We start from the raw sequence: 11994 nt of genomic DNA, 5'->3' as shown, positions 1-11994 counted from the left end.
CCCGGTGGGCGGGACCGGACCGGTCAGCGGGCGAAGGGTTCGAGCATCATCGAGGCGGCCCGCAGCCAGGCCTGCCGGGTCTCCGGCTGGAGCTGGTGGTACTCGATCGACGAGCCGGTCTCCAGCGCCGGGTCGTACGGCACCACGGCGACCGCGCGGGTCCGGGTGGCGAAGTGCCGCTCCAGGTCGCTCTGCAGCGGGGACCGGCCCGGGGTCGGGCAGGAGATCAGGGTGACCGCGTTGTCGGCCAGCTCCCCCATCCCCACCTCGTGCAGCAGGTCCAGCATCCAGTCGGCGCTGAACGCGGCGTCCTCCCGGGGCACCGTGGTCACCACCAACTGGTCGGCCGCCTGCATCACCGTCCGCCAGTTGGGGCTCTCCACGTTGTTGCCGGTGTCCACGCAGACCACGTCGTGGGTGCGGCGCAGCAGCTCCAGCACCCGGCGGACGGTGTACTTGTCCAGCCGCTGGGCGAAGCGCGGGCTCTCCTCCCCGGCGAGCACGTCGTACGAGCCGTCGGAGGCGTGCCGCAGGTAGTCGTCGAGCTGCTCCAGCAGGGTGTTGCCCTCAAGGATCTCGATCTGGGCCAGGTCGGCGATGAGGTGCCGGATGGTCCGGGCGTGCCGGGCGCTGCCGGCCCGCAGCCCGAGGGTGCCGCGCAGCTCGTTGTCGTCCCAGGCCAGCACGCCCCGGCCCCGGACGCTGCCGACGGTCGCGGCGGCCAGCACGGTGGCGGTGGTCTTGTGCACCCCGCCCTTGGGGTTGGCGAACGCCAGCACCCGGGGACCGCCGAGTTCCCGGCGCAGCACCCCGGCGGCGCGTTCCAGCTCACTCTCGCCGCTCTGCGCCCGCCACTCCAGGCGCGGGCCCGCGAACCCCCGGTCCGCCACCGGCGCGGCGGGGGCCGGTGGAGCAGCGGCCGGCGGGGCGGGTGGGGCCGGCGGCGGCTCGGGCGGGGCCTGGAACGCCCGCTGCCGGTACCCGTTGTCCAGCAGCGCGTACCGGGACTCGCCGGGCGGGGGCTCCGGGCGGTACCCGTTGTCGAGCAGCGCGTACCGGGACTCGACCGGCTCGGGACGGGGCGGGGGCTCCGGGCGGGCCGGCTCGGGACGGTACGTCGACTCGCCCCGGTACGTGGTCTCCGGCGGGTACGCCGGCTCGGAGCGGTATGTCGGCTCCAGCGGGTAAGACGGCTCCGGCCGGTATGCGGGCTCCGGCTGGTACGCCGGCTCGGGGCGGTACGCCGGCTCCACCCGGTGCGCCGGGTCCACCCGGTAACCGGCCTCGGCCCGGTACGCCGGGTCGGGGGCGTACCCCGGATCGGCGGCCCGGCCCACGGCCGAGGCGCGCCCGGCGTAGCCCTGACCCGACGTGCGCCGGGGCAGCGGCTCGGGCGGCGCGGACGGCTCCTCCGCGCGGTGGTCGACCTCCGCCGCCTCGGCGTGGCGACCACCGAGCCGGGCCCGGTCGAGCAGCGCCCGCCATCGGGGTGCTGGTTCGGCCGGCCGACCCCAGCCGGTCTCGCTGCCGTCCACGGCTCGCCCTCCCAGCGCCATCGGATCCCGCCTGACAGGCTACGAAGCAAACCCTATTCGGGCCACACCGGTCTGCGCACATCCCCCGTCGCCCAGATCACCGGCCCCGACCGGCGCTCGCGCCACCCCGACGCCATCGTCCGAGGTGACAAGCGTGCCACCGGCGGCCACCGCCACCGGCAACCCCGGTGACCCGACCGTCACGGTGGGTGCCAGCACCAGCGAACCGCCCACGGTACGGGACGCCGCGTCCACCCACTGACCGGTCACGACGGGCCGACCGACGGCGACAGCGGCCCGAGCAGGTCGTCAGCCGGGGGTCGGGCGAGGTCCCGCTGCTCGGGCAGGGGCGGGGTGAAGACGGTCCGGTCGAGCCGGGACACCTCGGGGGCGGGGTCGACCGCCCGCACCCCGGCGCGGGTCGCCAGGTCGCGCAGCGCCGCCGGGACCGCGCGCACCACGGCGGCGTGGACACAGGCGCACCCCGCCCGGTACGCCCGCGCCTCCGCGTCGGCCACCTGCGCGCCGCTGTCGTACACCCGGCGCAGGTGCGCCCGGTCGGGGTCGGCGTCGGTCAGCGCGGCCGACCGGGCGCGCTGGTCGGCGGCCTCCCGCTCCTTGCGCGCGGCCACCTCGGTCATCGCCGCGGCCACGTCGTCGGGCAGGCGCATCGCCGTCATCCGGACCAGTTCGGTCTGCCGGCCGGGCAGCGGCACCCGGCCGACGACCAACGACACCCCGACGTCCCCGAGGACCTCGGCCAGCCGGTCCGGCGGCAGGTACCCGGTGAACGAGACCAACGCCCAGGTACCGGGCTCGGCGGCGGCCGGCAGCGCCGCGAGTTCCGTGGCGGCGGCGCGCAGGTAGTCGGGGATCGAGCCGCCGTCGGCGACGCCGACCCGGGTCACCTCGCCGACCGTCCGGTCCGGCGCCGGCCCCCGGTCCCGGATCAGGGCTGCGGCGACCAGCACCGCGCCCACGCAGAGCAGCGCGGTGACGGTGAGCCCCCGGGGTCGCCGGCCGCCGGGCGCCGGGCGCTCCTCGGGACCGGCCGGCGGCGCACCGGGACCGGCCGGGGAAGCCCCGGGACCGGTCCGGTCAGTCGCGGAGGACGGCAAGGGCGCGGGCCAGGTCGTCCGGGTACTCGCTGACGAAGGTCACCTGCTCGCCGGTGCCCGGGTGCAGGAAGCTCAACGCCCGCGCGTGCAGCCACTGCCGGTCGAGCCCCAGCCGGGCGGCGAGGGTCGGGTCCGCGCCGTAGGTCAGGTCACCGACGCAGGGGTGACGCAGGGTGGAGAAGTGCACCCGGATCTGGTGCGTCCGGCCGGTCTCCAGCCGCACGTCGACCAGGCTCGCCGAGGGGAACGCCTCGACCGTGTCGTAGTGGGTGATGCTGGGCTTGCCCCCGGAGACCACCGCCCAGCGGTAGTCGTGGGTGGGGTGCCGGTCGATCGGGGCGTCGACGGTGCCGCGCAGCGGGTCCAGGTGCCCCTGCACCACGGCGTGGTACCGCTTGTCCACCTCGCGGTACTTGAAGGCCCGCTTCAACGCGCTGTACGCCGACTCGCTCTTGGCCACCACCATGATCCCGGTGGTGCCGACGTCGAGCCGGTGCACCACCCCCTGCCGCTCGGCGGCCCCGCTGGTGGCGATGGTGTGCCCGATCGCGGCGAGCCCGCCGATGACGGTCGGCCCGGACCAGCCGGGGCTGGGGTGCGCGGCCACCCCGACCGGCTTGTCCACCACGACGATGTCGTCGTCGGCGTACACCACCCGCAGGCCGGGCACCGCCTGCGGCACCACGGTCGGCGCGGCGACCGGGGCGGGCAGGGTGACGTCCAGCCAGGAACCGGCCTTGACCTTGTGGGAGTTCGCCCGGACCGCGCCGTCGACCAGCGCGTCACCGGCGTCGACCAGCGTGGCCGCGGCGGTCCGGGAGAGCCCGAACAGCCGGGACACCGCCTGGTCCAGCCGCATCCCGTCCAGGCCGTCGGGGACGGGCAGGGAACGCCGGTCCCGGCCGGCGGGGGCGCTCACGCCCGCTCCCGCTGCTCGGCCGGGTCGTCCGGGCTGGACGCGGTGACGCCGTCGGCGTCGGGGTCCTTGTCGTCGGCGAGCCGGGTGCCGTCCCGTTGCCGGCCGGTCAGCTCCAGCAGCACCGCGAGGATCACCCCGCAGACCAGGGAGCTGTCGGCCAGGTTGAACACCGGGATGATCCGGCCGTACGGGTCGAAGAGGCTGACCATGTCGACCACGTGCCCGACGAAGTGCCCCGGCGCGCGGAAGATCCGGTCGCCGAGGTTGCCCAGCGCCCCGCCGAGCACCAGGCCGAGCGAGATCGCCCAGGGCAGCGAGCGCAGCCGCAACGCCATCCAGCAGATCCAGGCGACCACCCCGGTCGTGATCATCGGGAAGACCCAGGTGTAGCCGGAGCCGATGCTCCACGCGGCCCCGCTGTTGCGGACCAGGGTGAGGTAGACCGCCCCGCCGAGCAGCCGCACCGGTTCGTCCCGGTCCTCCAGGCCGGCCAGCGCGACGTCCTTGAGCAGTTGGTCGGCGACGAGCAGGAACAGGGCCAGTCCGAAGAGGATCGCCACCACCCGGGGCCGGGCCCGGCCGCCCCCGGGCTCGGCGCGGCCGGATCCGGCGGGCGGTGCTGCGCTCATCTGCTCCCCATCGACACTCTCGCGGTCACGGTCACCGGCTGGGCCGGCCGCCGGGGAGCGAGCGTCAGCGCCGCTCCTCCAGCTGCTTGCAGGTCACGCAGAGCGTCGCCGACGGGAAGGCGGCGAGCCGCTCCACCGGAATGGCGTTGCCGCACCGCTCGCACCAGCCGTAGTGCCCCTCGTCGAGCCGCTCCAGTGCCCGCTCGACCTGCGTGATCCGCTCCTTGATGCTGTTGGCGAGAGAGATCTCCTGCTCCCGCTCGAACGTCTTCGTCCCGGTGTCGGCCTGGTCGTCGCCGGCCGAGTCGGTCAGCCGGTCGCGCTGCAGCTCGGTGATCTCGCTCAGCGTCTGATCGTACTCGGCGGTCAGTTCGTCGCGTCGGGCCGCCAGCGCGGCTCGGATCTTCTCGGTCTCCGCCGTGCTGCGGGTGGCCTTCGCCGCCGGCTTGCGCCCGGCGGTCCTGGTGTCGGCTGGCTTCGCCATCGTCAGCTCCCTCGGCCACGGAATCCGCGGCGGTCGGCGGTGCCCCGGCGGGGGCCGCCGCCATGGCGTCCCCCAGGTACGAAAAGGGGCGCGCGGCACGTCGGCCGCGCACTCCCGAGGTTGGCAAGAATACGGAACGTACGCCTGGTACGACAACGTGCCGCACCGGCGCACCGCGAACTCGCCGCGAACCGCCCCTGAGCGGGGCAAAAGGTACGCTAGCAGCTCGCCCCGAGGCGGGGTGGCGTACTCGCCGAACCCCGGGCCCGCCTCACCGGTCGGTACCGTCGCGCAGCCGCGACACCAGGTCGGCCAGGCCGGCCGGCGGACGATCCACGAGGAAGAGTTTGTCCCGGCTGGCCGCCCCGGTCCGCAGCGACACCGCCCCCGGCCGGACCCCGAGAGCGTCGGCGAGCGCCCGGCGGGCCGCCTCGGTGGCCCGGCCGTCCACCGGCGGGGCGTGCACGGCAACCACCAGGGCCGGACCGTGCGGCCCGTCGAACCGGCCGCCGACCCGGGAGCGGGCCGCGCCCGGCTTCACCCGCACGGCAACGGTGTACGTGTCGTCGGCACTGGTCACGGCGGCGCTCCGTCAGTACGGCCCGGCTTCGGCGAGCAGCACGGTGTCCGGGCAGCACCGCCCACACGGGGTGAAGCCGAGCGCGACCGCCTCCGAGACGGGCAACGGCTCGTACTCCCGGCCGAACAGGTGCGCGCAGTCGTCGAGGTGGTACCGGGGCCGCCCGTCGACCACCTGGATCTCGGTGTCGAGCCGCGCCACCAGGGCGGAGTCGGCGAGCGTGACCGGCTGGGCGGCCGGCTCGTCGGCCGGCTCGACGGGCCCCGGATCGAGGCTGACCGACCAGGGCACCGGGTCGAACCCGGCCGACCAGGGCGCCCGGTCGACCTCCACCGCGCGGCCCGCCGGGTCGGCGGCCGGGGAGACCGGGACGAACTGCGCCGGGACGGACTGCGCCGGGGCGGGCGACTCCGCAGCGACCGGCTCCGGGGCCGACTGCGCCGGGGCGGGCGGTTCCGGGGTGGGCTGGGCCGGGGCCGGCGGCTCCGGGGCAGGCGGCTCCGGAGCCGACTGCGCCGGAACGGGCGGCTCCGAAACGGACCGGGCCGGGGCGGATGGCTCCGAGATGGGCTGGGCCGGGGTGGGTGGCTCCGGCTCGACGGCGGCCGGCCGGAACGTCCCGTCGGGCTCCACCGACCAGGGGGCCGGATCGGGGGCGACCGGCCAGGGCGCCGGAGCGGCGTGGGCCGGGCCGGGCCGGGCGTCGGCGTCGGCCGGCTGGGGCTGCGGGGCCGCCGGGGCCGACTGGGGCGACGAGGTCACCGGGGCCGACTGAGGCGGCGAGGTCGCCGGTTCCGGCTCGGCCGGCGGGGACGGCTCGGCCGGCGGGGCCGGCTGGGGCTGCGGGGCCGACTGGGCCGGCGAGGTCGCCGGGTTCCACAGCGCGTCCAGCGGGTCCGCCCCGGAGGTCCGCGACCCGGCCAGCGGAGCCGGGGCCGGGTCCGGCGGCCCGTCCGGTGACGCGGTCGTGGGGGTCGGCCGGTCCGCCGCCGGGTCCGGCCGGTCGGCCGGCCGGGCGCGTGGCGTGGTCACCGGCTCGGTGGCCCGGTCGCGGGGCCGGAACAACCGGTCGGCGAGGGAGTCGTCAGCGTCGGCGTCGAGGTCGGTGTCGACCGGGATCCACGGGGTGGCGGTTTCCGGGCCGGCTCCGGCGGCGCGGGACGCGGAGGAGCCGGTCGCGGGCGCAGTCGACGCGGCGGGGCGCGATCCGGGGGTGCTCGACCCGAAGGCGCTCGGCCCGAAGACGCTCGGCCCGGCCGTGCCCGACGCGGCGGCACTCGACGCGGTGGGGCTCGACGACCGTTCCGGATCAGGGGCCGCTGGGGGCCACCGGGCGGCCAGGTCGGCTGGTGGCTCGACGTCGAGGTCGATCTCCGGCGGCAGGTCGGTCATCGGCGACCCGGGTGGTTGCCGCCACCCGGGGTCGCCGGTGTCGACCGACATCGGAACGTGCTGGACCGGGATCAGTGGCTCGGAGCGCGTCCCGGCGTGGCCGGGAACGTCCTCCGGCGGATCGGTGCCCGTCCCGAACACCTCGTCCAGGCCGCCGTACCCCGTGGGGCCGTACGCGACCGGGCCGTACGCCGAGCGGGTCCGCACCGGCTCGGGGCCGGCGTACTCCACCGGGCCGGACGCCGCCTCGGCGACGGGGGTCTCCCGACGCCGGGTCGCCGGCGGGGCCCGGTCCGCCGCCGCGCGGGTGGCGACCGCCTGGCGGGCGCCGACCACCAACGCGACAGCGGCCAGCAGGCTGGCCGCGATCGAGATGATCAACAGAACGCTGGAGCCGCCGGTCAGACCGAGCACCAACAGGATGACGGCGAGCAGGATGAGCAGCAGACTGGCGACTAGCACGGCTCACCCCCGCCGCGTCGGACCGGCTTGGCGAGTCGACGGCCGTGCCACGACGGCCGTCGACCCGTGGATCAGCGACCGGCTTCGAGCGCTCCGGAGCGACCGCCGCCGTAGGAGCCGGCGAGGCCGGCCGCCGCGAGACCGTTGCCGCCGACGGATCGGCTGCCCTCGGTGCGGGTCATCTCGGCCTCCAGGCCCTGGCCCCGGCCGTCGAGGTCGCGCAGCTGGCTCTCCAGGTACGCCTTGAGCCGGGTGCGGTACTCCCGCTCGAACTGCTTGAGCTCCTCGATGTGCTTCTGCAGGGCGGTGCGCTTGGCGTCCAGCCCGCCCATCGCCTCCTGGTGCCGCTGGCGGGCGTCCCGCTCCAGGGCGTCGGCCTTGGCCCGCGCCTCGCGGGTGACCTCCTCGGCCTTCGACCGGGCCTCGGAGAGGAGCTGGTCGGCCTCACGGCGGGCGTCGGAGACGTGGTCGTCGGCGGTGCGCTGGGCCATCATCAGCACCCGCAGCGCCTGCTGCTCACCGTCTCCGGTCACGGCCGGGCCACCGGCGGCGCGCACCTGCTCCAGCTCCGCCTGCATGGCGCGGGCGGCCTGCTCGGCGGCGGCCTTGTCGCGCTGCACACGGTCGAGCTGGGCCTTGACGTCGTTGAGCTCGGCCGCCAGGCGGGCGTCGCCGCCGGGGCCGGCGGGGGCGCCGCGACCGCCGCGCTCCACCTGGGCGCGCAGCTCGTTGTTCTCCTCTATCAGACGGGCGAGCTCACGCTCGACCTCGTCCAGGAAGGCGTCGACCTCCTCCTCGTCATACCCCCGCTTGCCGATCGGTGGCTTTTTGAAGGCGACGTTGTGGACGTCGGCCGGGGTCAGCGGCATCGAAACTCCTCGGGTCAGTTGCGGCCGCGTAGCGGGCTGTACCTGCGGGTTGGCATCACCCGAGGATCAGCCGCTTCAACACGAACTCCATCAGCACGAACAGGATAACCAGGAGCACAAGGGAGGCCAGGTCGATGCTCACGGTACCAATTCGCAGTGGAGGGATCACACGCCTCAACGCCTTGAGGGGTGGATCAGTGACGCTCCACACCGTTTCCAGTCCCGCCGACGCGCCCCGACCCGGCTGCCAGCGGCGACCGTACTGCAGGACGGCGCTCAGGACAAACCGGGACAGAAGAAGGAGCAGAAAGACGTAGAGGACGAGATACAGGACTTGCAGCAGGATCGACAACACGGCAGGTGAATGTCCCTCGCTCGGGCGGGTCTAACTGAGGCTGAAGAACCCGCCCTCGGCAATCTTGGCCTTGTCCTCTGCGGTGACCTGGACGTTGGCCGGTGAGAGCAGGAACACCCGATTGGTCACGCGCTCGATCGTACCGCGCAGCCCGAAAGCCAAACCGGCGGCGAAGTCCACCAGTCGGCGGGCGTCGGCCTCGTCCATCTCGGTGAGGTTGATGATCACCGGTACGCCGTCACGGAAGTGCTCGCCGATGGTCCGGGCCTCGCGGTAGGTCGTGGGGTGCAGCGTGGTGATCTGGTACCGCTGCTCCTCCTCGACCACCGCCGGACGCTCCCGGGACTGCGCCTGCGGCGCCAGGGCGAGGTTGTCCCGGGTGTGGTAGGACAGGGTGCCCGACCCCTCCCCCGCGTTGGCCCGGGTGATGGACCGCACGCTGGAGCGCTCGGGCCGCTCCGGCCGGTCGTTGTCGGACCGGTCGGTGTCCAGCGACCGCGCCGTGGACCGGTCGCCCAACCGGCTCCGCTCGCCGGCCCGGGGCCGGGGCGGCGTGGGCGGCTCGTCGGCCTCGTCGTCGTCCTCGTCGGCGAACTCCTCCGCGTACCGGCTCTGCCGGTACCGGGACTCCCGGTAGCCACCCTTGTCGTAGCCACCGTCGTCGTAGGCCCGCTCGTCGTCCTCCTCGACCAGACCGAGCCAGACCCCCGCCTTGCGCAGTGCACCCATCCCGCGCCCTTCCGTCCGCCGTGCGGCACGTGCCCCCATGCCGTGTCGCATGTCGTGATGGACCCCAAGTGCCCACCCGACCGGAACGGCAATCCCCGGTGAGCGGTTCGCGGGCCGCCCGCCGTACCCCGGGACATACGGAGTGCCGATCCGTCAAACAACAGCGATGTAATTTGCTTCTTCCGAGCCAGGCTACCGCAGCGTGGGACGCATTCCGAGCAACGCGCTACCGACGCGCACCTGTGTCGCACCGTGTCCGATCGCGACGTCCAGGTCGCCGCTCATCCCGGCCGATACCTCGGTGGCGCTCGGATGCTCGGCGCGGAACGCCGCGACCACCTCCGCCAACCGGGCGAAGGCCCGCTCCGGCTCCCAGCCCAGCGGGGCCACCGCCATCAGTCCGGTCAACCGCAGCGCGCCCGACCCGGCCACCGCGGCGGCCACCGTCCCCAGCCCGACGTCCGGGTCGGCGGAGCCGGGCAGCGCACCGCCCCGGGACGGGTCGCCGTCGATGCTGACCTGCACCAGGGCGTCCAGCGGCCGACCCCGGTCCGCCGCCGCCGCGTCGAGCGCGCCGGCCAGCCGGACGCTGTCCACCGAGTGGACCACGTCGGCGTACCGGACCACCGACCGGCACTTGTTGCGCTGCAACCGGCCGACGAAGTGCCAGCGGGGCCGGACCCCGGCCGCCGCGACCTCGGCGGCCTTGCCGGCCGCCTCCTGGTCGCGGTTCTCCCCCATGTCGTGCACGCCGAGGCTGGCCAGCGCCAGCACGTCCGCCGCCGGGTACGTCTTGGTGACCGCGATCATGGTCACCGTGGCGCGGTCCCGGCCGGCGGCGGCACAGGCGTCGGCGATCCGGGCCCGGACCTGGGCCAGCCCCGCGGCGATCTCGGCCCGCCGGTCCGGGCGTACCGTGCCGTCTCGATCGGTCATCGGCGCCGCTCAGGATCCGTTCTTGAGGAAGTCCGGCACGTCCACGTCGTCGAAGAGCACCCGCCGGGGCGACTGGGCCGGCGGCGGCATGACGGCCGGCGGCGGCGTGCTCGGCGGGGTGGGCTGGTTCTGGTTGGGCTTGCGGGTCTGCTCGCTGGTCTTGTACGCCGGCACGCCACCGTCGAAGCCGGCGGCGATCACGGTGACCCGCACCTCGTCGCCGAGCGCGTCGTCGATGACCGCGCCGAAGATGATGTTGGCGTCCGGGTGCGCGGCGTCGGTGACCAGTTGCGCCGCGTCGTTGATCTCGAACAGCCCCAGGTCGGAGCCGCCCGCGATGGAGAGCAACACGCCCCGGGCCCCGTCCATGCTCTGCTCCAGCAGCGGGCTGGAGATGGCCGCCTCGGCCGCCTCGACCGCGCGGTTCTCCCCCCGGGCGCTGCCGATGCCCATCAGCGCGCTGCCGGCCCCGCTCATCACGCTCTTGACGTCGGCGAAGTCCAGGTTGATCAGACCCGGGGTGGTGATCAGGTCGGTGATGCCCTGGACACCGGAGAGCAGCACCTGGTCGGCGGTACGGAAGGCGTCCATCATGCTGATGTTGCGGTCACCGAGGGCGAGCAGCCGGTCGTTGGGGATGACGATGAGCGTGTCGCACTGGTTGCGCAGCTCCTCTATCCCCGCCTCGGCCTGCACCTGGCGGCGCTTGCCCTCGAACGAGAACGGCCGGGTCACCACGCCGATGGTCAGCGCGCCGAGCTTGCGGGCGATGTTGGCGACCACCGGCGCGCCGCCGGTGCCGGTGCCGCCGCCCTCGCCGCAGGTCACGAAGACCATGTCGGCGCCCTTGAGCACCTCCTCGATCTCGTCGCGGTGGTCCTCGGCGGCGTTCTTGCCGACGTCGGGGTTGGCGCCCGCGCCGAGACCCCGGGTCAGCTCGCGCCCCACGTCGAGCTTGACGTCGGCGTCGCTCATCAGCAGCGCCTGCGCGTCGGTGTTGATCGCGATGAACTCGACGCCCTTGAGCCCAACCTCGATCATCCGGTTGACGGCGTTGACCCCGCCGCCCCCGATGCCGACGACCTTGATGACCGCCAGGTAGTTGTGCGGAGGTGTCATCTCCGGTCCTTTCCCTTCGAGATTGGCTTCGCACCGCCCCGGTACGGCGTGGCCAGATCCGCGGCCGACGACAGCTGTCCCCTGTGGAGGATCGAGCTGAACCCTAACCCTCTACTAGAGGCTTACAGTTATGTCAACCACTGATCCTCTTCCGGGCAACGTAAGCGTCCCCACGCGATGAGCCAAGGACCTGCCCGGCGTGTCGCCGCCGGAGCGCCACGAGTCACGTCCGACCGGCCGGAACGCGGGCCGGCTGAGCCACGACTCACCGCACCGCACGACGGGCGGCACCGGTCACTTGACGGTCACCACGTCCGGGGCGCTCACGTCGACCCGTTCGGCCGGCTGGCCGAGCAGCGCGGTGGCCACCCGCGCCTTCTCCGCGCCCCGGGTGGCGTCGCCCCAGAACACCGTCCGCTCGTCGCGCAGCCGCAGGCTGATCCGGGCCAACCCCTCCACGTGCACGTCCCGCAGCCGCTCGCGCAGTTCCGGGGTGAGCACCCCGAGGACCTCCAGCGCGGCCCGGGTACCCGGGTCGGCCGGCCCCGGCCGGGTCACCCGGACCACCGGCAGGGCCGGTGGCGGCTCCGCCAGGGTACGGAAGACCACGCCGGTCCGGTCGATCACCGCGTACCCGTCCCCCTGCGGCACCACGGCCACCCCGGTCCGCTCCACCAGCCGGACCACCAGGGTGTCCGGCCACTGCCGGTCCACCGTGACCCGCTCCACCGGCGCGAGGTCGCCGATCCGGGCGGCCACGGCGGTCAGGTCCACCCGGGCCAGCGGGGTGTCGTCCGGTACCGCCGCGGCGTCCCGGACCTGCACCGGGGTCACCAGGTCGGCGCCGACCACCCGGACCTCCCGGAC

12 protein-coding genes and 1 pseudogene are annotated in these 11994 nt (G+C 74.8%); all 13 read right to left on the bottom strand.

Translation table 11 applies throughout. The features are described 5' to 3' along the window. Positions 1-23: 23 nt before the first annotated feature. Positions 24-1556: a MinD/ParA family ATP-binding protein gene (locus tag AWW66_RS13775; protein WP_067365258.1), complete on the bottom strand. Its 1533-nt coding sequence runs from the start codon at positions 1554-1556 to the stop codon at positions 24-26. A gap of 245 nt (positions 1557-1801) precedes the next feature. Next, positions 1802-2515 carry a hypothetical protein gene (locus AWW66_RS13770; protein WP_245648255.1) on the bottom strand — a complete coding sequence of 238 codons (714 nt, stop codon included), beginning with the start codon at positions 2513-2515 and terminating at the stop codon, positions 1802-1804. 118 nt (positions 2516-2633) lie between these two features. Beyond that, complete coding sequence (locus AWW66_RS13765; protein ID WP_083978478.1) at positions 2634-3512, bottom strand: RluA family pseudouridine synthase; 879 nt, start codon at positions 3510-3512, stop codon at positions 2634-2636. A gap of 56 nt (positions 3513-3568) precedes the next feature. Beyond that, on the bottom strand, positions 3569-4201 hold the full coding sequence (lspA, locus tag AWW66_RS13760) for a signal peptidase II (protein WP_067365250.1): 633 nt from the start codon (positions 4199-4201) through the stop codon (positions 3569-3571). A 64-nt stretch (positions 4202-4265) separates the two neighbouring features. Continuing rightward, positions 4266-4685 (bottom strand): TraR/DksA family transcriptional regulator, encoded by a 420-nt coding sequence (locus tag AWW66_RS13755; protein ID WP_067365247.1) that lies wholly within the window; start codon positions 4683-4685, stop codon positions 4266-4268. A gap of 271 nt (positions 4686-4956) precedes the next feature. Next, on the bottom strand, positions 4957-5265 hold the full coding sequence (locus tag AWW66_RS13750; RefSeq protein ID WP_067365244.1) for a DUF167 domain-containing protein: 309 nt from the start codon (positions 5263-5265) through the stop codon (positions 4957-4959). Positions 5266-6939: 1674 nt separating this feature from the next. Then, positions 6940-7119 (bottom strand): annotated as a pseudogene (locus tag AWW66_RS34850) (hypothetical protein); the annotation flags it as partial. 71 nt (positions 7120-7190) lie between these two features. Beyond that, positions 7191-7988 carry a DivIVA domain-containing protein gene (locus AWW66_RS13740; RefSeq protein WP_067365239.1) on the bottom strand — a complete coding sequence of 266 codons (798 nt, stop codon included), beginning with the start codon at positions 7986-7988 and terminating at the stop codon, positions 7191-7193. Between the two features lie 55 nt (positions 7989-8043). Then, positions 8044-8343 carry a YggT family protein gene (locus AWW66_RS13735; RefSeq protein WP_067365236.1) on the bottom strand — a complete coding sequence of 100 codons (300 nt, stop codon included), beginning with the start codon at positions 8341-8343 and terminating at the stop codon, positions 8044-8046. Between the two features lie 30 nt (positions 8344-8373). Continuing rightward, positions 8374-9072 (bottom strand): cell division protein SepF, encoded by a 699-nt coding sequence (locus AWW66_RS13730; RefSeq protein ID WP_067365233.1) that lies wholly within the window; start codon positions 9070-9072, stop codon positions 8374-8376. A gap of 192 nt (positions 9073-9264) precedes the next feature. Then, complete coding sequence (locus AWW66_RS13725) at positions 9265-10008, bottom strand: YggS family pyridoxal phosphate-dependent enzyme (RefSeq protein ID WP_067365230.1); 744 nt, start codon at positions 10006-10008, stop codon at positions 9265-9267. 9 nt (positions 10009-10017) lie between these two features. Beyond that, complete coding sequence (gene ftsZ / locus AWW66_RS13720; protein ID WP_067365228.1) at positions 10018-11127, bottom strand: cell division protein FtsZ; 1110 nt, start codon at positions 11125-11127, stop codon at positions 10018-10020. 294 nt (positions 11128-11421) lie between these two features. Then, positions 11422-11994 (bottom strand): cell division protein FtsQ/DivIB (locus AWW66_RS13715; protein WP_067365225.1); only part of this gene is annotated, 573 nt, incomplete at its 5' end.

This window comes from Micromonospora rosaria (assembly GCF_001567585.1).
Classification (GTDB): domain Bacteria; phylum Actinomycetota; class Actinomycetes; order Mycobacteriales; family Micromonosporaceae; genus Micromonospora; species Micromonospora rosaria.
The sequence above is the reverse complement of the archived record's forward strand: the minus strand, read 5'-3'. Positions and strand labels throughout refer to the sequence as shown.

Coding starts and splice junctions, on each gene's coding strand:
- AWW66_RS13765 (WP_083978478.1), bottom strand. CDS start 3,512: ATGCGGCTGGACCAGGCGGTGTCCCGGCTGTTCGGGCTCTCCCGGACC.
- AWW66_RS13755 (WP_067365247.1), bottom strand. CDS start 4,685: ATGGCGAAGCCAGCCGACACCAGGACCGCCGGGCGCAAGCCGGCGGCG.
- lspA (WP_067365250.1), bottom strand. CDS start 4,201: ATGAGCGCAGCACCGCCCGCCGGATCCGGCCGCGCCGAGCCCGGGGGC.
- AWW66_RS13775 (WP_067365258.1), bottom strand. CDS start 1,556: ATGGCGCTGGGAGGGCGAGCCGTGGACGGCAGCGAGACCGGCTGGGGT.
- AWW66_RS13730 (WP_067365233.1), bottom strand. CDS start 9,072: ATGGGTGCACTGCGCAAGGCGGGGGTCTGGCTCGGTCTGGTCGAGGAG.
- ftsZ (WP_067365228.1), bottom strand. CDS start 11,127: ATGACACCTCCGCACAACTACCTGGCGGTCATCAAGGTCGTCGGCATC.
- AWW66_RS13740 (WP_067365239.1), bottom strand. CDS start 7,988: ATGCCGCTGACCCCGGCCGACGTCCACAACGTCGCCTTCAAAAAGCCA.
- AWW66_RS13725 (WP_067365230.1), bottom strand. CDS start 10,008: ATGACCGATCGAGACGGCACGGTACGCCCGGACCGGCGGGCCGAGATC.